18 protein-coding genes are annotated in these 20,080 nt (G+C 65.6%); 14 read left to right on the plus strand and 4 right to left on the minus strand.

The window, feature by feature from the left end; genetic code table 11:
- Positions 1-160 precede the first annotated feature (160 nt).
- From pepN to E3O11_RS06890, 3 genes are all read left to right on the plus strand, one after another.
- A complete protein-coding gene (pepN, locus tag E3O11_RS06880) occupies positions 161-2,707 on the plus strand; it encodes an aminopeptidase N (protein WP_092450857.1) in 2,547 nt (848 codons plus the stop codon).
- A 203-nt stretch (positions 2,708-2,910) separates the two neighbouring features.
- Positions 2,911-4,041, plus strand: a complete 1,131-nt coding sequence (locus tag E3O11_RS06885; RefSeq protein ID WP_092450859.1) for a mechanosensitive ion channel family protein — start codon at positions 2,911-2,913, stop codon at positions 4,039-4,041.
- Between the two features lie 27 nt (positions 4,042-4,068).
- Complete coding sequence (locus E3O11_RS06890; protein ID WP_092450861.1) at positions 4,069-4,530, plus strand: globin; 462 nt, start codon at positions 4,069-4,071, stop codon at positions 4,528-4,530.
- 156 nt (positions 4,531-4,686) lie between these two features.
- Here E3O11_RS06890 and E3O11_RS06895 read toward each other — a convergent pair whose 3' ends face one another.
- The gene (locus E3O11_RS06895) at positions 4,687-5,181 is read right to left on the minus strand and encodes a MarR family winged helix-turn-helix transcriptional regulator (protein WP_166787517.1); all 495 of its coding nucleotides are present in this window, start codon (positions 5,179-5,181) and stop codon (positions 4,687-4,689) included.
- Between the two features lie 91 nt (positions 5,182-5,272).
- Here E3O11_RS06895 and E3O11_RS06900 point away from each other — a divergent pair, with 91 nt between their 5' ends.
- The 7 genes from E3O11_RS06900 (at position 5,273) to E3O11_RS06930 (ending at position 11,811) form a co-directional block, all read left to right on the plus strand.
- The gene (locus tag E3O11_RS06900; RefSeq protein WP_092450865.1) at positions 5,273-5,953 is read left to right on the plus strand and encodes an NADPH-dependent F420 reductase; all 681 of its coding nucleotides are present in this window, start codon (positions 5,273-5,275) and stop codon (positions 5,951-5,953) included.
- Between the two features lie 12 nt (positions 5,954-5,965).
- A complete protein-coding gene (locus tag E3O11_RS06905) occupies positions 5,966-7,021 on the plus strand; it encodes an LLM class flavin-dependent oxidoreductase (protein ID WP_092450868.1) in 1,056 nt (351 codons plus the stop codon).
- A 96-nt stretch (positions 7,022-7,117) separates the two neighbouring features.
- Positions 7,118-7,738, plus strand: coding sequence for a PadR family transcriptional regulator (locus tag E3O11_RS06910; protein ID WP_092450870.1), 621 nt, complete (start codon positions 7,118-7,120; stop codon positions 7,736-7,738).
- Positions 7,735-8,424 carry an ABC transporter ATP-binding protein gene (locus tag E3O11_RS06915; protein WP_092450872.1) on the plus strand — a complete coding sequence of 230 codons (690 nt, stop codon included), beginning with the start codon at positions 7,735-7,737 and terminating at the stop codon, positions 8,422-8,424. The genes E3O11_RS06910 and E3O11_RS06915 overlap by 4 nt, the downstream gene beginning before the upstream one ends.
- Positions 8,421-10,583, plus strand: coding sequence for an ABC transporter permease family protein (locus E3O11_RS06920; protein WP_092450874.1), 2,163 nt, complete (start codon positions 8,421-8,423; stop codon positions 10,581-10,583). Before E3O11_RS06915 ends, E3O11_RS06920 begins: the two co-directional genes overlap by 4 nt.
- Positions 10,584-10,754: 171 nt before the next feature.
- Positions 10,755-11,234: an anthrone oxygenase family protein gene (locus E3O11_RS06925; RefSeq protein ID WP_092450876.1), complete on the plus strand. Its 480-nt coding sequence runs from the start codon at positions 10,755-10,757 to the stop codon at positions 11,232-11,234.
- 43 nt (positions 11,235-11,277) lie between these two features.
- The gene (locus tag E3O11_RS06930; RefSeq protein WP_092450878.1) at positions 11,278-11,811 is read left to right on the plus strand and encodes a DUF488 domain-containing protein; all 534 of its coding nucleotides are present in this window, start codon (positions 11,278-11,280) and stop codon (positions 11,809-11,811) included.
- Positions 11,812-11,824: 13 nt separating this feature from the next.
- Here the strand turns inward: E3O11_RS06930 and E3O11_RS06935 are convergent, their stop codons facing one another.
- Positions 11,825-12,466, minus strand: coding sequence for a DNA-3-methyladenine glycosylase (locus E3O11_RS06935; protein WP_092450880.1), 642 nt, complete (start codon positions 12,464-12,466; stop codon positions 11,825-11,827).
- Positions 12,467-12,579: 113 nt separating this feature from the next.
- On the opposite strand from E3O11_RS06935, the gene E3O11_RS06940 reads away from it, so the two are divergent.
- A complete protein-coding gene (locus E3O11_RS06940; protein WP_092450882.1) occupies positions 12,580-13,245 on the plus strand; it encodes a hypothetical protein in 666 nt (221 codons plus the stop codon).
- 5 nt (positions 13,246-13,250) lie between these two features.
- Here the strand turns inward: E3O11_RS06940 and helR are convergent, their stop codons facing one another.
- Positions 13,251-15,434, minus strand: coding sequence for an RNA polymerase recycling motor ATPase HelR (gene helR / locus E3O11_RS06945; protein WP_170851572.1), 2,184 nt, complete (start codon positions 15,432-15,434; stop codon positions 13,251-13,253).
- Positions 15,435-15,539: 105 nt separating this feature from the next.
- On the opposite strand from helR, the gene E3O11_RS06950 reads away from it, so the two are divergent.
- The 3 genes from E3O11_RS06950 to E3O11_RS17575 all read left to right on the plus strand — a co-directional run bounded on the left by E3O11_RS06950 (position 15,540) and on the right by E3O11_RS17575 (position 17,490).
- On the plus strand, positions 15,540-15,941 hold the full coding sequence (locus E3O11_RS06950; RefSeq protein ID WP_092450884.1) for a hypothetical protein: 402 nt from the start codon (positions 15,540-15,542) through the stop codon (positions 15,939-15,941).
- Between the two features lie 14 nt (positions 15,942-15,955).
- Positions 15,956-16,447, plus strand: coding sequence for a DUF6194 family protein (locus tag E3O11_RS06955; RefSeq protein ID WP_092450886.1), 492 nt, complete (start codon positions 15,956-15,958; stop codon positions 16,445-16,447).
- A 422-nt stretch (positions 16,448-16,869) separates the two neighbouring features.
- Positions 16,870-17,490 (plus strand): META domain-containing protein, encoded by a 621-nt coding sequence (locus tag E3O11_RS17575; protein ID WP_166787518.1) that lies wholly within the window; start codon positions 16,870-16,872, stop codon positions 17,488-17,490.
- 637 nt (positions 17,491-18,127) lie between these two features.
- Here the strand turns inward: E3O11_RS17575 and E3O11_RS06965 are convergent.
- Positions 18,128-19,936, minus strand: coding sequence for an HNH endonuclease signature motif containing protein (locus E3O11_RS06965; RefSeq protein WP_092450894.1), 1,809 nt, complete (start codon positions 19,934-19,936; stop codon positions 18,128-18,130).
- Between the last annotated feature and the right edge of the window lie 144 nt (positions 19,937-20,080).

The following is a 20,080-nucleotide window of genomic DNA, read 5'->3' on the forward strand; positions in this document are numbered from 1 at the left end:
CGAGTTGTCGCCGAACCTGCAGATCTTTTGCTCACTCTCACCAGGATGACCAAAGCCACGCCCTAGCCAGCGCGGCAACCAGTCATGGTTAGGCTTAAGGGGTGCGATGGCGCCACGAGCGCCAAAGCCTCACAATCGTGAACCGAATTGGAGAACCAAGTTGCCTGGAGAAAATCTCACCCGCATCGAAGCCCAGGAGCGCGCCGCGCTCGTGACCGTCGCGAGCTACGACGTCGTGCTCGATCTCACTACCGGTCCAACCACCTTTGGCAGCACCACCACGGTGCGCTTTATTGCGACCCCCGGCGCCTCGACCTTCATCGATGCCATTACTTCCACGGTGCACTCGGTGACCCTCAACGGCGGGGCGCTCGACCCGGCCGTCGTGAGTGACGGCATCCGTATTCAGCTGGACGGCCTGCAGGCCGAAAACGAGCTCATCGTCGTCGCCGACGCGCTGTACACCAACACCGGAGAGGGCCTGCACCGCTTCGTCGACCCGGTCGACAACGAGGTCTATCTCTACAGCCAGTTCGAGGTGCCCGACTCTCGCCGCGTCTTCGCCGTGTTCGAGCAGCCCGACCTCAAGGCGAAATTCGCTTTCACCGTCACCGCGCCGAGCAAGTGGCAGGTCGTGTCCAACTCAACCACCCCCGAGCCGACCGACGCCGGCAACGGTGCCAGCACGTGGGCGTTCGCACCGACCCACGTGATCTCGAGCTACATCACCGCCCTCATCGCCGGCCCATACGCCGTCGTGCGCGGCGAACTCGTTTCGAGCGACGGACGCACCATCCCGCTCGGTGTGTTCAGCCGCAAGAGCCTCAGCGAATATCTCGACGCCGACTACATCCTCGAGAAAACCCGCCAGGGCTTCGCCTACTACGAGGAGAAGTTCGGCTACGCCTACCCCTTCGACAAGTATGATCAACTGTTCGTGCCGGAGTTCAACGCCGGCGCCATGGAGAACGCCGGCGCGGTTACCTTCACCGAAACGTACATCTTTCGTTCCAAGGTAACCGACGCCATCAAGGAACGCCGCGTCGTCACCATTTTGCACGAGCTCGCCCACATGTGGTTCGGCGACCTCGTCACCATGACCTGGTGGAACGACCTCTGGCTCAACGAGAGCTTCGCCGAGTGGGCGTCGACCATCGCCACTGCCGAGGCCACCGAGTGGCATGAAGCCTGGACCACGTTCGCCGTCATGGAGAAGAGCTGGGCCTACAAGCAGGACCAGCTTCCCTCGACCCACCCGGTCGTCGCCACAATTCGCGACCTCGACGATGTGCTCGTCAACTTTGACGGCATCACCTACGCCAAGGGTGGCTCTGTACTCAAGCAGCTCGCCGCCTGGGTCGGCATCGACGCGTTCTTCACCGGCGTCGGCTCCTACTTTCAGAAGCACCAGTGGGGCAACACCGAGCTTTCCGACCTGCTGGTCGAGCTCGAGGCTGCCAGCGGCCGCGACCTCAGCGGCTGGGCCCAGCTCTGGCTCGAGACCGCCGGCGTCAACACCCTGCGCCCAGAGATCGCCGCGGACGAGACGGGCACGATCACCGGCTTCACTGTGCTGCAGACTGCGGCCGCCGACTACCCCACGATTCGCCCGCACCGCCTCGCGATCGGTTTCTACACCTTCAACGACGCGCAGAAGCTCGTGCGCACGCATCGCGTCGAGCTTGACGTTGACGGTTCGACAACGGATGTCCCCGCTCTCGTCGGCCAGAAACGCCCAGACCTGATTCTGCTCAACGACGACGACCTCAGCTACGCCAAGGTGCGCCTCGACCCGGTTTCGGAGGCCGTCGCGCTCGAGCACCTCTCGGCTATTGAGAGCCCGCTCGCCCGCGCCCTGGTCTGGGGTTCGGTCTGGGACGCCACCCGCGACGCCGAAACCACGGCCCGCGACTTCGTGCGCCTGGTGCTGAACAATGTCGCCACCGAAACCGAGTCGACCACGCTGCGCACCGTGCTTGGCCAGGTCGTGCTCACCGCGAGCTACTACGTGGCGCAGCCGTACCGCGAAGCCGTCACAACCGAGGTCGCCGATGCACTCTGGGCGCTCGCCCAGGGCGCGGCGGCGGGAAGCGATGCCCAGTTCCAGTTCGTGAAGTTCTTCGCCTCCGTCGCAGCCACCCCCGCTCAGCTTGAGAACGTGGCTGCGCTGCGTTCGGGCAGCACCGTGCTCGATGGCCTGACCGTCGACACCGACCTGGCTTGGGAGCTGCTCACCGCTCTCGCGGCCGGTGGCCGCGCTGACGCCGCTGAGATCGACGCGGCCCTCGCGGCCGACAACACGGCGACCGGCGCACAGTCGGCTGCCCTGGCCCGGGCCGCACTGCCCACTGCGGAGGGCAAGCTCGTCGCCTGGTCGTCGCTGATCGATGTTGACACGGCTGCGACGACCATCGTGCGCACGACGGCCGCGGGGTTCCTGCGGGTGAACGACTCAGGCCTGCTCGAGCCGTTCGTCTCGACCTACTTCGAGATGCTGCAGCGAGTGTGGGAGGCGCGCAGCTTCTCGATCGGCGAAAAGCTCGTGATCGGCCTCTACCCGGCACCGCTGAACAACCAGGCCCTCGCCGACGCGACGAAGACCTGGCTCGACGCGAACCCCGAGCCGGCCGCTCTGCGTCGCCTCGTGGTCGAGAACCTGGCCGGAGTCGAGCGCTCGCTTCGCGTGCAGGCTCGCGACGCCGAATAGTTAGCACCAACGAGCACTGCGAACCCCGCGACCAGCCAGGTCGCGGGGTTTTCCCGTGCGCCGACGCGTTCACAGCCAATCGAGAGGATGCCGCTGCCGGCGTTCTCTGCACCGGGTTGCGCTGGCCGCGTGGGTGATCGGTCACCAGCGACCGGGGCTACCTCCCGGGTACCGCCGAGGCCCCTCGGTAGACTGGCTTGGATATGAACTGGGAAACTTTCTGGGCCAACCTGGCCACCTCCATCGCTGGTATTCCGTGGACCGATTACGTCGGAAAGATTTTCGCCATTGCGGCAATTATCGTCGTCGCCTTCGCACTGCGCTGGGCTCTGCAATTCGTGATTCGCCGGGTCGTGCAACAGATCGTCTCTGGCGTCAAGAAGAACCAGAAGGTCGACGACACCCAGGCGCTGAACGTCTCCCCCCTGGCTGCCGTGCGCGTCGTGCAGCGCTCGCGCACACTCGGCGCGGTGCTGGCGAACATCGTCAACGTGTTCATTCTGATCACCGCACTGTTGCTCATCATCACGACCCTGAACAAAGACATCCTCGGCTCCTTCGCGCTGCTGACCGCGGCGATCGGCGCCGGCCTCGGTTTCGGTGCGCAAAACATCGTCAAGGACATCCTCAACGGCTTGTTCATGGTGGTGGAGGATCAGATCGGCGTTGGCGACATCGTCGACGTGGGATTCGCATCCGGTGTCGTCGAAACGGTCGGAATTCGCATCACGCAGGTGCGCGATGTCGACGGAACGCTCTGGTTCGTGCGCAACGGTGAGATTCTGCGGGTCGGCAACATGTCGCAGGGCTGGGCCCGCGTCATCATCGACCTCGCCATCCCCTACAGTTCCGACGTGGAGGCCGTGCAGGACGAGCTGCTGCGCGTCGCCAGTGCCCTGGCCTCGAGCCGCAAGTGGCGCGCCTATATCCTCGAAAAGCCGGAGATCTGGGGCCTCGAGTCGATCACCGCCGAAGCCCTCGTCACCCGGCTAGTGGTCAAGACCCGGGTCTCGGCCAAGTGGGACTTCGCCCGCGATCTTCGCCTGCACATGAAGAAGGCCCTGGACGGCATGGGCGTTCCGCTGACCCCGCTCAACAGCGTCGTCATGACCACCGGCGACGGCACCATCGACGGCTCGACCGTTGAACCGGTCGAGGGTGCCCTCGACGCGGCCGAAGAGGCCGCGGCAGCCGTGCCCGACGTCGTAGCCGGCGTGCGCACCGGTCCGGTCGCGGTGCGGAAGCCCCGCGGGCCGCGCAAGGCCAAGCCCAAAGACGTGCCGGCTCCGATGAAGGCACCAGACCCCGAAGTTCGCGGCGACGGCATTGACTGACCCGTACCGAAGAGAAAGCTGCACCGAATGACCTCTGAACGACACCCGACCGATCAGCCCGCCACCCCCGCCGGCGTGCACCTGCGCGATGGCGAGAACGGCCCTGCCGCGGTGTCGACGTTCTTCGACGAGGTCGGTGGAACGCCATTCTTCGAAAGGCTCGTGCACGATTTCTATGTGGGCGTTGCGACCGACCCGGTGCTGAAGCCGATGTATCCCGAAGAGGATCTCGGCCCGGCCGAACACCGGCTGGTCATGTTCCTCGAGCAGTTCTGGGGCGGTCCAGGCACTTACAGCGAGCAGCGCGGTCACCCGCGTCTGCGCCAGAGGCACCAACCGTTCAAGGTCAATCCGGATGCCCGCGACCGGTGGCTGGGCCACATGAAAGTCGCCGTGGGCGCGGCTAACCTGCCACCGCTGCAGCAGGGCATCCTCTGGGATTATCTGGAACGTGCAGCTTTCGCGATGGTGAACAGCTTCGAGGACTAGGTGTACCGAGCCGACGGCGATAGCTCCACGGTGCTCGGTGCGTTCGGGCAACGACTTGGTTTTAGGGTTTTACGAGTACCTCGGCTACGAGGACGCCAGCGTGCAGGTGCGCTCCAAATGGTTGATCCAGCCGACAAACTAACCGGGCTGGGCCTGTTACTGTGCGAGCGACTCGGCGGCCGCGCAGGGGCTCGCCGTTGGATCGGCGCGGTGCACGCTCGTGGCCAACGCGCCGAGCAGCCCGGCCAGCCGGTGGGCGTCATCGTCGTCCATTCCGGAGAGGATGCTGGCTTCCACAGCGGCAACGCGCGTCTCGTACCGAGTGAGCACGCTCAAGCCCTCTGTTGTGGCCCGAATCCTTCGGGCCCGACGATCGGTGGGGTCGGGAATGCGTTCCACCAGCTTGGCGTCCACCATGCCGTCGAGCAGGTAGGTCAAGACCGTGCGATCGATGGCGAGGTGCGCCCCGATGGCTTGCTGAGACGGCAGGTCTCGGTGAATGACGGTCGACAGCACCTGATAGCAGCGCACTCCCCCGGGCAGCCCCACGACAGCGGTCTCCAGCTGACGCTGATAGCCGCGCAAAACCATCGCGAGGTTCCACCCCAGATCTCCCGGCACGGTGGCCGGCAGAATCGATTCGGAAGTCATGCCAGCCATCCTATCCCAAACCATGCGGTTGCATAGATATTCTTAGCGTCATATGATCTGTAAAGCATCATATTTCGACGGGAGCAGCGCGATGAGCAGTCAAAGTGCCAGGAGCAGTCAGCACACCACCACCATCGGCATTCTGGGCGCCGGGCGGGTCGGAACAGCTCTGGCTCGGCAGGCGCTGAAAGCCGGTTACCAGGTGTGCATCGCGACCACGCAGCCCGCGGCGGACAACGCGCTACTGGTGGACATTGTGGCCCCCGGGGCGGTGGCGGTGAAATCAAGCCAGGCCGCGGCATCCGATCTGGTGGTACTGGCGATTCCACTGCACAAGTACCGCACGCTCAACCCCGGCGAGCTCGCCGGCCGAATCGTTATCGACGCGATGAACTATTGGGCACCGGTCGACGGCGTGTTCGATGATTTCGAGCGCGACTCGCGCACAACGAGCGAGGTCGTCGAAGAGTTTCTGCGCGATGCCCGGGTGGTGAAGTCGCTCAACCACATCGGTTACCACGAGCTCGAAGAAGACGATAGGGCCGCGGGCGCGCCGATGCGACGAGCGCTCGCCCTGGCCGGTGACGACCTCGAAGCCAAGGCAGTCGTCGAAAGTTTCATCGACCGACTCGGCTACGACGCGATCGATGCCGGCCCCCTCGCCGCCGGCCGCTCGTTTGAGCCGGCCACCGAGATCTTCACCGGCAGTCACACCGCGAACCAGCTTCGCGCCCTCATTCAGAAGGCCCGTCCGCTCGCGGTCGCTGCCTAAGCCACTCACACAATGGAGAACACCTTGGAAATCGGCGCCTACAGCTTCGGTGACACTCAACGGGGCCCCGACGGCAGCTCGCGTTCCACCGCGGAGGCGATCAAGAACCTGTTCGACGCCATCGTGCACGCCGACCAGGCGGGGTTGGACTATTTTGGCATCGGTGAACACCACACCGTCTCCATGCCCGCCTCATCACCCGGCGCGATCATCGCCGCGGCCGCTGCGGCGACGACTCGGATCAAACTCGGCAGCGCCGCCAGCATTATTGGAACGGATGACCCGGTGCGGGTGTTCCAGCAGTTCGCCACGGCAGACGCCATCTCCGGCGGCGGCCGCATCGAGATCACGGCCGGCCGCGGCTCCTCGGTCGAGACCTTTCCGCTGTTCGGCTACGAATTGAACGACTATGACGAGCTCTACGCCCAGAAGCTCGACCTGCTGCTCACGCTCAACAACAGCTCCACGGAGAACGTGACCTGGTCGGGAACCGCGCGTCCCTCGATCCCCCAGCTCGACGTCGTGCCGCGTCCGGTGCAGGGCTCCTTGCCCATCTGGATCGCCACCGGCGGCAGTGCACCGTCGTCGGCCCGGGCCGGGCGCCTCGGCCTCCCGCTCGCCTACGCCATCATCGGCGGGCAGCCGCACCGGTTCGCGCCCCTCGCCAATCTCTACCGGCAGTCAGCGGCGCAAGCCGGCCACAGCGGCGACAACATCAAAGTCTCGGTCGCCACCTTCGGCCTGGTAGCTCCGACCAAGAAGGAAGCGGTCGAGCGGATGTATCCGGGCTGGGTCAACCTCAACGTGGAGATGGGTCGGCTGCGCGGCTGGCCAGCGCCGCAACGAGGTTCCTACCTGGCCCAGGTCGACGCCCCCAATGCCTACTTCATCGGCGACCCGGACGACGTTGCTGAACGCATCGTCGACCTGCACCGGCACCTCGGCCACATGCGGCACTTTTTGCAGGGCGACCACGGCGGGCTCCCCCAGGAACACCTGCTTGAGTCCATCACCCTGCTCGCCACCGAGGTCAAGCCACGCGTGGAACGGCTGCTCGCCGCTAAATAGCAGCAGACCGATCCGGTCCGAAAACAGTTCTCCCACACTCCCTAGAAGTAATGTATAGTCGCCATACATATACTCGCCAGTGATTTAGGGAGCGCGATGTCGGTAGCGATGAGCCTCCTGGCCATGGTGGCGCAGGGACCCCGCTACGGCTACGAATTGCGGGCCGAGTTCGATCGCAGAACCAGCGCGCAGTGGCCGCTCAACATCGGCCAGGTCTACAAGACGCTGGATCGCCTGGAACGCGAAGGCCTGGTCGAGAAAAGTGCGAGCACGGATGCCGATGGGCACGTCTACTATGCGGCGACGCCGGCCGGCCAGGACGCGTCGCGAACCTGGTTGCAGCAGGCCGATCCACTACCCTCGGCCGCGCGCGATGATCTCGCGATCAAGCTCGCCATTGCCGTGACCCTGCCCGGTGTCGATGTGGCCGCGCTTCTGCGTGCGCAGCGCCACGCAGCCATCAGTCGGCTGCAGGAACTCACCCGCCAGACGGGTGGCGGTCCCGTTCTGACCGCGCAGGATCTGGCCACCCGCATCGTCAGCGACGCCGCACTCATCGCGGCGGAGACGCAACTGCGCTGGCTCGACCAGGTATCCGCACGCGTTCGCGACGCACTGGCTCGGGGCATTCCCCTCACCGTTCCCTTCAACACCGAACGGCCCCGACGTGGACGTCCCCGCTCGACCTCCCCCATACCCTCGAAGGAACCACGATGACGCAGGCTCTGCAACTGATCGCCGTCTCCCGCGACTTTGGCTCCGGCGCCCTGCGCGTGCGGGCCCTCGAAAACGTCAACCTCACCGTGCGGGCCGGTGAATTCGTCGCCGTGATGGGGCCGTCAGGTTCGGGTAAGTCAACCCTGCTCGATATTGCCGGCGGCATCGAACGACCCAGCCAGGGCGATGTGCTCATCGACGGAGTATCGCTCGGTTCGCTCGATTCCAACGCCCTGGCCATGGTGCGGCGGCGATCAGTCGGGTTCGTCTTTCAAAAGTACAACCTCATCCCGATTCTCACGGTGCTGGAAAACGTTGCCGTTCCGATGGAGCTCGATGGCTGGCCGCGCGGGCGAGCGCTCGAGGCGGCGCGTCAGGCACTTGACGAACTCGGCTTGCAGGGCGTTGCCGATTTTTACCCGGAAAATCTGTCGGGGGGACAACAACAACGAGTCGCGATCGCTCGGGCAACGGCGGGAAGCCCCCGACTGATTCTGGCCGACGAGCCGACCGGCGCCCTCGATACGATCACGGGCGAGGCCATCGTGCGCCTCATTCGCGACCGAGTCGACGCCGGGGCGGCCGCCATTGTGGCTACCCATGACCATCGGTTGGCAGCCTGGGCAGATCGCGTCTTCACCCTCGAAGACGGCCGCCTGTATGCCACGGAACAGGCTCAGCGATGAAATGGCTGGGACGCTGGCGGTTCGCCGGTCGGATCGCCGTGCGGGACATCCGTCACAATCGCCTGTCGGCTGCGCTCAGTGTGATTGCCATGGCGATACCGGTCAGTGCGGTGGTGGCCGTGGCGGTCGTTGCACCGAACGTCAGCCCAGTATTCGACGACGGCACGAGCTCCGAGTCTGGGTCTGCCGCCGGCATGATCGCGGTGGCGGCGTACTTCGCCGTGCTGGCCCTGCTGCTCGTGGGCGCAATGGTCGCGGCCGCGATGATCGTCTCCGTGCGTCGCAGCGAACGGATGCTTGCCCTCCTCGCTGCTACCGGTGCGCCGCGAAGCATGCTCGCGCGTGTGATGACGGCACGGGGGCTTATTTTCGGAGCCGTGACGGCCGGCACCTCGGTCGTGATCGGGATCGCCGCGGGCAGCGCGATACTCCTGGCCGGAGGCACCGTCATCACCCGAATCGACGTTGTTGCCATCGTTCTGGTCGCCATCGCGACCATCGGGGTGGGCTGGTCGACGTCGCTGACAGCGGCGGTGCGGGCATCCGGAATCAACGTTTCCACGGTCTTGCGAGATGCCCCGCGGCCGGCGCGATCAACGCCGCACGTAGCCCGAGCCGGCCGCATTGTGATGCTGACCGGTCTGGGCGCTCTGCTGCTCGGTTCTGCGCTCGGGATTGCCGGGCGCGCTCTGCCCGCAGGGCTGTTCGCTAATCTGCTGCCGTACCTGAGCGGAATGCTGGCTGCGCCAGCCGCGATCACGATTCTGGTCGGCGCACTTCTCGCGTTTCCCGCCGTGATTCGGTGGGTCGGTCGGGTGCCAGCACTCCTTCCCGGCGCGGCCGGACTCGCAGCGCGCACTGCGGCTCGGGACGCGGAGCGAAGCGGGGCGCGTTCGGGCGCTGCCGCGGCATCCATCATGCTCGTGACCTTCCTGGTCAGTTCCTATCTCACATTCTTTTCCGCGAACGATGCGTGGTCGGTCACCGACCACGACTGGCAACTGCAACGAGATCAGGTCGCTGTCGACCTGATCGTGCAGGAGCGCGGGAATCCGAGCGAGCGTGGAGTCGTCGACAACCCAGAAGCCGTCGCCTCGGCCGTTTCCGATGGTGTCGATGCGACCGACGTACGAGTCATCGATGGCGTTCTCGGCCCCTTCTGGGGAACGCCCGTTGACGACGATGAAGGCTATAGCGGTCGTCAAGCAATGATCTTTCCGCCGGATGGACTCCCCCAGCCCCAGATTGCCACCGACGGCATCTGCGCCCAATCGTTCGAGCAAACCGGTGTCAACGAATCGCTCTGTGCGCCGGGGCCCTACGAACAATTCGAACTTTCACCGACCCGACCCACGATCTGGGTCGGCGATGCTGCCGACCTTGAGCTTATTTTGGGCCAGACGACGGATGCTGCCACCCGCGCTGCCCTCGCCGCTGGCACGGTCATCGTGCTCGATCCCCGCTACATGGCCACCGACGGCAGCGTCACAATTCACTGGTGGGGCGCGAAGCAGTTCGTCGCGGAAGATGAACCGGGCGAGTTTTTGCCTTCCGGTACGCCGCTGAGTTCCGTGCGCCTGGACGGCATCACCGTGCCGATGGACCATCAAGTCGGGTACGGACTTTTCCTGAGCCCGTCCGCGGCCGATGTGGCGGGGCTCGTTCCATTGCCCGCTCGCGTTCTGGCACAAGCGCCGCCTGGCCTGAGCTACACCACGGTCTATGCCACCGATCTGCGCGTCTTCTCGGAGTATCTATTTCTCGAACTCGAAACGGGGCCGAGCACCGGTGACCGAGCCTGGTTCTGGGGCGCTGTCATGCTCGCAACCGGTCTGGTGCTCGCGATCGCGATCGCAGCGATCGGGCTCTCCCGCAGCGAAGGCCGCCAAATTGACCGGACCCTTGCCGTACTCGGCGCGGCCGACGGACTGCGCCGACGGATCAACGGCTGGTACGCCCTGTTCGTCGTCGGCACAAGTTGCCTGATCGGCACCTTCTGCGGAGTGCTTCTGGTCCTCGCCTTCTCTGTGGCGAGGTTCTCGCCGCCCGTCATCCCCGTTCTTGCACTCGCGATCATCGGGCTCGGCGTGCCGCTGGTCGTCGCGCTCGCTGCCCGCATCCTTCCCGTACGCTCACAGACGGATGCGCGCCGCGGCTGAGCCCTAATCCCCCAACGCAATCGGATGGGGCGTGCGCCTGCCTGCACTTGGATTGCCGTCGCGGGGCGGCGTGCGATTTACTGGGGTGATGACCACAACGGATGCCGCAGCACGCGCCAGAGACACCGGCGCGCACCGCCCGCCACGACCGAGCCGCCAAAGCCAGGTCCGATGAGCGCGGTCGAAGTCGCCCTGACTATTGCGGCAGCACTCGGGGCCGGCCTGACCGGAGGCGTCTACCTGGCTTTCTCCTTTTTGGTTCTGCCCGCCTTCCGCACGCTTCCCGCTGCGCCCGCCGTGTCCGCCGTGTCCGCCATGCAACGCATTAACGTGAGCGCGGTTCGAGCACCGTTCATGACGGTCTTTTTTGGCGGCGCCGCAGCATCCGTTGCTGTGATCGTGGTGCAACTCACGTCAAACGTGCCTGCCGGACCCACGCGAATCCTTGGAGCGGTTCTGGCCCTGGCCGCCGTCGTGATCACCGTGGTGCGCAACGTTCCGTTGAACAACGCCCTCGTGAGCGTCGACGCCAATTCACCCGGCCTGACGGCTGCCTGGCAGTCCTTCGACCGGAGCTGGTCCCGGGCCAACTATGCGCGTGCCGCCGTGTCCGTCGCTGCCGCTGTCGCTCTGATTTTTTCGCTCACCTGACCGGCAACACCGGGTCAGCGAGCACCTGCGGTTAAATGGGACCATGGCCGGAACCTGCGTGTACACGATCGGGCATTCGACGCATCCGCTGGATGAGTTCGTTGGAATGTTGAAGGCCAATGGTATCGAGCGGCTCATTGACGTGCGCAGCGTGCCGGGGTCTCGTCACAATCCGCAATTCGGGGAGAACGAACTCGTCACCAGCATGCCGGCGGCCGGTATCGACTACCAGCGACTCACCGCGCTCGGCGGGTTACGGCATACCCCGGTCGCAGCGGCAACGATCAACGGCGCGTGGCGCAACAAGAGCTTTCGTGCCTACGCCGACTACATGCAAACCCCCGAATTCGTCGGCGGCGTCGACGAATTGATTGCGCTGGCGAGCACGCAGACGGTGGCCATCATGTGTGCAGAGGCCGTGCCCTGGCGTTGTCACCGATCGCTGATCGGAGACGCGTTGCTCGCGCGCGGACTGCAGGTGGCCAACGTGATGAGTCGCACCTCCACCACGCCGCACACGCTGACCAGTTTCGCAAAGGTCGAAGGTGACCGCGTCTGGTATCCGCTCGAAGATTAACTCTCAGGCCAGATTACTGGCGGCCCGGTTTGTAGGCCGAGACCGACGAGGCATCCGCTACCCAAAATCGCCAGGGGAAGTTCGTCGCGCTGCCGCCGGGCCCGCTGACGCCCACGCGTGGTCCGGTCAGATGCGGCAGCATCACCGGGTCGTCAGGCACAAAGAATGTCCATTCTCCGCCGAACAGATCGTCACCATCGTTGGCCAGGGTCGCCCCGAAGGCTTGGGCAACACAGCCAGGCCCTCGCGCCAAGCTCCGATCGAGAAGCGGAACTTTTCGTGGCTTGCTTTCTCGGCGGCTGCGGGCGATGTCGGCTCCTTGCAGCACGTCCCCGGCCCTGATGAGGCAACCGTAGGGCTGGCCTGGTTCTCCGGCGACGAGGTTCAGCGCGTGGTGCATTCCGTAGGTGAAGTAGCAGTACAGGTGCCCGGCTGGACCGAACATGGTCTTGTTCCGATTCGTCATACCCCGATAGGAGTGCGCGCCGGGGTCGCGTTCACCGGCGTACGCCTCGACCTCGGTTATTTGAATGGCTACAGTGCCGTCGTCATCCGTGCGTTGCAGGATGCAGCCGAGAACTTCGGGTGCGAGTTCGAGCACCTCGCGGGCAAAAAATGCCCGGTCGGCGGGGTGGAATCCCTCTGGCACGTTCACTCCAACAGTGTACGCAGGTCCCTGGCACGATAGCGTGGGTCGTGGGTGAAGCGGGGTTGTTCACCTCGACAGTTCTGGGGGCTCTCATCCGTAAATCATTTGCTTTAATCGCCATGCTCGCTCTGGCCGGTGCCTTGTCGGCCTGCACCGCCGCATCACCCCCAGCACCACCGACCGTCGAACCGGTAGCGTCCGAAACAGCGGCAGCAGAGCCCTCCCGCATTCTCATCGGTGCTGAGACCACCGACGTCGTTGATGAGGGCGGAACCGTGCTGCTCTCACTCCGCTATTCCGAGAACGGTGACGAAGCCGTAGCGGCCGTCATCGACCTTCTCGGCGAGCCAGAAGCCACTCATCATCAGGATGGCTCCAATCACTACCCCGAGATGGATGGGACGTCGTGGGGCGGTTTCGACGTCGTGGTGAACCGTTACCGGAGCGAGCGACCGTCCACCGACGCGGCCATCCCCTACCTGCCCGCATTTAGCGTGCAGGCCACGGCGGCCACAACAGCCGGTGGCATGGCCATCGCCTCGGTCGACGGCACAAGCGTCGGAGATGACTTTGACGCTGTCTCTGCCGGGCAGGATGCGAACCGGGTGCACGTTGACGACCTCTTCGGCGTGCGCTCGGTGGCGCTCAACCTGCCCACCTCATTCCCCGGCATCGTCGTCGATCCCGGGATCGACATGGCCTACGGCGTCATTGGCCAAGCCGATCAGGGATCAAGCACCATCACCAAAATCGTCGCACCGAGTTTTCTGTTCTCGCAGGCCTAGTTCAGTCACTGGGGGGTCGTCAGGATCACCAGTTGCTGCGTGGCCCGAGTCATAGCGACGTAGCGGTCGACCGCTCCCTCGATGCCGGTGCCGGTGCCGGTGCCGGTGCCGGTGCCGGTGCCGGTGCCGAACGATTCCGGGTCGATGAGCACGACCAGGTCGAATTCGAGCCCCTTCGCCAGCTCCGGCGACAGCACCTTCACGCGTGAGTTCGGCGGGACGGTCGTCAGTTCGCCGATGATACAGGCGGTGCCATCGACGTGCTCGGCCAGCCAGCGCCCCAGAATCGATTCCAACGCTGAAACGGATGCATGCTCGACCGCAATCCCGCTGCTGCGGATCGACGTGGGCACGTTGGCATCGGGCAGCACCGAACGGATGACCGGCTCGGCCTCCGCCATCACCTCCTGCGGCGTGCGGTAGTTGATGCTGAGCGACGCCAGTGTGACGGTATCGAGCCCGATGCGAGCCAGCCGTTCCTGCCACGACTCGGGGAACCCGTGCCGAGCCTGCGCCCGGTCGCCGACAATGGTGAAGCTTCGCGACGGGCAGCGCGCCAGCAGCATTTGCCACTCGGCGTCGGTGAGTTCCTGCGCCTCGTCAATAATGATGTGCGCAAACGGGCCGGCCAGCAGGTCAGCATCAGCGCTCGGCAGTGCGGCATCATCGACCAGGCTGTTCTGCGCATCCTGTCCACGCAGCATCGACATTAGCTTCAGCTCGCTGTCGTCACTCTCGATGAGATCGTCGACGACCCGCGCCATCCGTTCCTGTTCGACGGCCAGGGTGGCTTCACGGCGACGCTGGCGCCGGGACTCCTCCGGGTCGCCGATGCGCTGTCGGGCCGCGTCGAGAAACGGGAGGTCGGCGCGGGACCAGGCGCGAGCATCCGTTCGCTGCAGTGTCTGCACTTCAGCCGAGGTGAGCCAGGGAGCGCAGAGTTTCAGGTAGGCCGGCACCGACCACAGGTCGGCGACCACGCCGGCCGGGTCGAGCAGTGGCCACGCCCGAGTGAAAATGCCGGTCAGCTCGTCATTCTGCGCGAGGGATTTGCGCAGCAGGTGCGGCGGCACGTCGTCGTGCTTGTCGATCAGGATGCTGAGCAACTCTTCCCAGACCTCATCGCGCGCTTCATTGTGCGGCGTGCCGGCGTCAGCCGCGTCGAACGCGTCGGCCCACTCGGCGGGGCTCAGCCACACATCGGACCACGGCGTCTCCACCAAAAGCGCCGCGGTGGGTGGCCGTTCATACCAGCGCACCGCCGCTTCAATCGACTTCACCAGCAAAGCGGATGCCTTCAGCCCGGCTGCTCCCAAATCGGCCTCGACCACGGCCGCAGTGCCCTCGGCGACGAGGTCGCGCAGGGTGCAGGTCTGCACGCTGTCTTCGCCGAGCGCGGGGAGCACATCGGCGACATAGGCCAGGTACGGCTGGTGCGGACCGACCACGAGTACCCCGCCCCGACCGTCGCCGAGGCGCGGATCGGAGTAGAGCAGGTACGCGGCACGGTGCAGGGCGACGACGGTCTTGCCGGTGCCGGGCCCGCCGTCCACGACAAGGGCGCCACGGGATCCGGCTCGGATGATGGCATCCTGATCGGACTGGATGGTGCTGAGCACATCGCGCATGCGGGGCGACCGACTGCTGCCGAGGCTCGCGATGAAGGCGGATTGATCGTCGAGCGCGGCGTTGGATTCGAGCCCGTCGGGGGTGAAGACTTCGTCCCAGTAATCGGTGATCTGACCGCGGGTCCACCGGTAGCGGCGGCGGCTGGCCAGTCCCATCGGGGTCGCATGGGTCGCACCGAAGAATGGTTCAGCGGCCGGGGAACGCCAGTCGAGCAGCAGGTGCCGACCGGCAGTGTCGGTGAGGCCGAAGCGGCCCACATAAACGGGCTCCTGGTCGTCGGTACTGACCATGCGGCCGAGGCAAATGTCGACGCCGAAGCGTCGCAGCACCCGCAGGCGGGCCGTCAGCCGGTGGATCTCCAGGTCGCGGTCGAGGGCGGCCTGCCCCGTGCCCCCGCGGGTCAGACGCTGGGCGTCAAGCCGATTGGACACCTCGATGATCTGCTGCTCGAGGGTCTGCCGAATGGCGACAAAGTGCTGCTCGTCGACGCTGATCAGCGTGGACTCGCGCTTGTGGGCGAGGCTGCCGGGCAGGTTGAACGCGGTCGCTGTGAGGTTCACGACACCAATCCTTTCGTGGCTGCGCGTGCGCCACCTGAATGTCAGCAAGAACAGTCGCGGTTCTATTCCGTGACGCGTGCGATGGCAGCGTCTATTCTGTGCGGCATGACTCGCTTTGTGATCGACGTGCCGACCCTGCTGCACATCGTGGCGACCGGCCTGCGTGTCGACGCGAGCCATCATCTCGTCGCGCCCAGCGTCATCCGTGCGCAGGCACTGGCCCTGCTGTTTGCGGCCGTACGTGCCGGGGACCTGACCGAGGAGCAGGCGCTCGAGCAGCACTTGCGCCTCACCGAACTGAAGAGGCGGCTGCTCGGCGACCGGGTATCGCGCCGCGCCGAATGGCGGATCTCGCGCGACCACGGGTGGGAGAACATGCACGATGCAGAATATATTGCGGTCGCCCGGTTGCAGGCCGACGCTCTGGTCACCGTTGACCCGGCGTTCGCGGCGAAGGCCGAAGGTCTCGTACCGTTCGCCGGTCTCGACGCGCTGACCGCGGTCTAGGCATTGTGGAAATCATGACACTCGAGCAGCTTCTGCACACGATTCGCGCCTTCGACAACGTTTTTGACCTCGCACCGGTTGAAGGCAGCGATGCTCCCGAGATCGCTTGGGGCGATCACTTCTTCTACTACGCGCCCGATGCCAACATCCCCAAAAGCGTGCAGCCGTACGCCACGATTGTGACCAAGGACTATCCCGGCGACGAGCACTCCCGCCTGAATCCAATCGGTCGGTGGCGGGTGAGTATCCAGGTCGGCCCGGCCAAATTTACCGCCCTCACCGGTGAGACCACCGGTGACTTCTCCGCCCGGGATTTCAGCGTTGCGGACGTGATCATGCCGCATCCCGTCTACGGTGCCTTGGGCTGGATCGCGGTCGTCAACCCTGGTCCCCGTACAGAGAACACGGTCATCGACCTGCTCCACGCGGCACACGACGACGCGCGACGACGACTCATACGTCGATCAAGCCTGACTGCTGAGGGCGAGTCTGCCGCGGATCGCTGAGTTGGGTCGTGCCCGCGCAGGCGAGCAGCCGCGGCGCTGGACAATCCGGCGGGCACTCGGCCATGATCAAAGGCATGGGGATTACGTCAGGAACTCCGAAGGGAACCGCTTCGCAGGGGGCGACCAGGTCGCGACGAGCGCGGTCGTGGCCGATGGGTTTCGGAACGGCCCGACGGCGCGGGCGTGAGGCAGCGAGCCTGGCTGCCGTGCTCGTACTTGCGTTGACGGCCTGTGCGCAGGCTCCACGAGGACAGGTTGAGCCGACTTCGGACTCACCGCCCCCGACCAGCCCTCCTACCGGCGCGGAATCTGCCGCGATTGGATTGGTCAACATCTGGCGCGTTTCGGGCGCAGCGGGCGAGGCAGCCGCTACCTGGTTGCGGATGGACGTCCCGGAGTTCCAGCTCTGGCGAGACTGCGGCATGATCCAAGGCTCGTGGCGGGCGAGCGAAAACCTGCTGCTTGCCTCCACGTACAGCGCCAGCGGTGAGTGCGTCACCGGGACCACCTTGCCACGAGTCGCCTGGCTCGAATCTGTCACCGGGTATCGGGCTGCCGGCGCGGGCTGGGAGCTCACCGATGCGAGCGGCGCAGTGGTCGCCACCCTCACCATCGATGGCAAGCCCGATGCGATTCCGACAGCGGCCGAGTTCTACACCGAGCCGCCCGTCATCACGGAGGCGATGCGCGAGACGTTGCGATTACCGGCCTCCCTGCCGCCCGAATTCACCCCGGCAACGCCTGACGGCCTCGTCGGACGGTGGGTCCCGATTTCTCCCAGCGGCGCAACCGATCCGCACGTACTGTTTGCGGCGGACGGTACGTGGACGGGCTCCGACGGCTGTAATGGTGGGCAGGGCCGCTGGGCCGCGGACGGGCACGGCGCGCTCCTCGCCACAGCCGGCGCATCGACCCTGATCGCGTGCGAAGGCGCGCCGGTGCCGTCTTGGGTGTCCGAGGCCAGAGTGGCCGCCGTCGATGGTGGAGTACTGCGGCTCCTCGACGCGGTCAGGGCAGAACTGGGGCAGCTCAAGCGATACTAATCGTCCCGCACGATTCGATCACGATCATGAAGCCGCGAGCGTGCGCGCCGTGCAGGGCATAGTGTTTTGCTATGTCAACACCGACGCGCACAGCTGAGCCGAAGCTTCGATGGGTACTGGCAAGCCTGCTGATCATTGCCGTCAATGTCGTGCTTCTAGGCACCCGCACGGGCGAGTGCACGGACTACTCGCCCGAGTCGGGGGCGGTGAGCACCTGTAGCAGCGGCCCACTGGTGGGAGTCCCCGGAACGTGGGCAATTGCAATACTCAGTCTCGTCGCTCTGGCCTATTTCGTCTATCGACTGGTACGCCGCCCCGTTGCGAGTTGAAGCTGGGACGGCCGATCACCAGCGCAGCACTAGACACTCGCTGGCTGCCGGGCGAGCTCGTCGAGACCGCCACCGGCACGACGCGACGCGACCCAGTCTCGCCAACGCGCCCGACTTCGTCGGTCGAGCCCGTCGCGACCACCATAAGCACCACGTCCTCCGTCGGCACGACGTCCGCCGTCGGCACGACGTCCGCCGTCGGCACGACGTCCTCCAGCCTCTCGAATGCCACCAGCCGTTGGTCGAGCCTGCCGAGACCGCCATAGGCACGACGCGACCCAGTCTCGGCGTCTGGTCCAGCGGTGGCGCTACTTCTCCCAATGGGGTTTTTCTGCCGGGGTGGCGGCACGGTTCTGACCGGCGGGGCGCCAGGTTTGGGTGGGGTCGAAGAGGAGGGGGCCGCGCACCCAGGGACGTCCGTCTCGCATGTCGATCTCCCAGCCGGACGTCTCAATGCTGGCATGCCCGGCGTTGCAGAGCAGGACCGCGTTGTCGATATTGGTCCGGCCGCCCTTGTTCCAGGCTAGGACGTGGTGCGCCTGCGTCAGGTGCGGCGGCACCGTGCAGCCGGGGATGACACAGCCACCATCACGGGCCGCCAACGCCCGGCGCTGACTCGCGGTGAAGAACCGGTTGGAGTCGCCGAGGTGCAAAACCTGACCCTGGTGGCCGAACAGCACGGGTTGGTACCCGCCGGCGCAGAGGAGCTCGTCGACTTGTTTGACGGTGAGGGGGCCGTCGATGCCGTCGATCCAGCCAGCACCGCGCCCGGCGAGGAGGTCGTCGATGTTGATATGCACGAGCACCGTCGGTGCGGCCCCACCCATCGTCGGGGTTCCCGGCTGCCGAGCAGCCGCCTCAAAGACCGCACGGAGGATGCCGGCCTGCTTCTCACCGATCGAACGGACGTCGCCGGGTTCCTGCGGGCAGGGACTGAGCGTGGCGGGCTGGCCGGCGCCGAGCGTCTCACCCGCCTCACCCGTCGCGGCGGTGTTGCCCTGAGTCTGCTCGTCGCAGCCTTCGTCGTGGCCGTTCTGGCCGTTCTCTTCCTGCTCGGTCGCCGTGGTCTGCGCGTCTGGGGCATCGAGTTCGACCTTTTCGGAGTCGGCGCCGGTTTCGGTGAGTTCGCTGACATCGCTGTCGGTGTCCTGGTCACTGCTGGTGCTGGTGCTGTCCTCGGTGGACGGGTCCGTCGCACGGAACGCGACCTTGGCGCGTGGAGCGGCGCCGGGAACGGGGTTGGCCGCGGCGGAAGAAAGGTAAGCGTCGAAGACGGTACTGATGATGGCACGGTCGAGGGTGGTCAGCCAGCCGTTCAGACTGTAGCCGCCGTTTACCAGCCCACCGAAAGAGAGCCAGCTGCGCCGTTCGGCGGTGGCCTCGCCGGGCGCGGACCCGTCGGGCGCCAGGCGCGCCTGCCACGCAATGCCCTGCTGCCGGAGCAAATCCGGCGCGAACGCGATCCCCGCGCCCGGGAGCCCCTCGGTTTCGGGCGTGATCGCACCGGAACCGCTCGCTACCAGCGACCGCTCCACCCGGTCGAGATCATCGACCAGCACCGACGGGCGCAGGCCGTCGAGGACGGACACGATCACTCGGGCCTGCTCGACGCCGAGCTCCCCGCCCTGCAACGCCTCCCCCACCACGGGATAGGTCGGTGTCAGGGGCCTGTCGAGCAGCATCCGCTCACCCGCATTCTTGCCCAGGCTGGCACGCTGCCGAACCTCGCTGCGGGAGATCCGGGCGAGGGTGGAGACCAACACGAGGCCGCTGCGGCAGCCCAGCCGACGCGCCAGGGACACCGCGCCGGAAGCTTCAACCTCGGTCTGCTGCGCCGTTTTCGCCGCAGCCTTCGTCGCCACGGCCTTCTTAGCCACAGCCGCATCAAAGTACTCGGGGCGACGGAGCACATCCGTCGTGGAGAGCACCCGGGCCCCATCAACGACCCGGCCCACACTCTCCAGCGCGAGCAGCATACTCAGGGATTCTTCATCACCAAGAGACCCGAACGACAGCCCACCCAACGCCGCCAACAACGCATCCCGCGCCTGCTCCACCGCCACAACAACGGGGTTCGAACTGGACTCACCGGGGTTTTCCATGAACATGGGCGCCATTGCCTCCTTCCCAATGATTCTACCCCGAATCGAACACAAAAGCGAGAAAAACTCAGAGAATTTCTAGAAACCAAAATTGACACACTGATCGAATTGCTTCAACATCACGGTCTCTTCTCGCGGCAAGACTGCCGATGTCACTCA

The sequence above is a fragment of the Cryobacterium levicorallinum genome (assembly GCF_004402405.1).
Classification (GTDB): Bacteria; Actinomycetota; Actinomycetes; order Actinomycetales; family Microbacteriaceae; genus Cryobacterium; species Cryobacterium levicorallinum.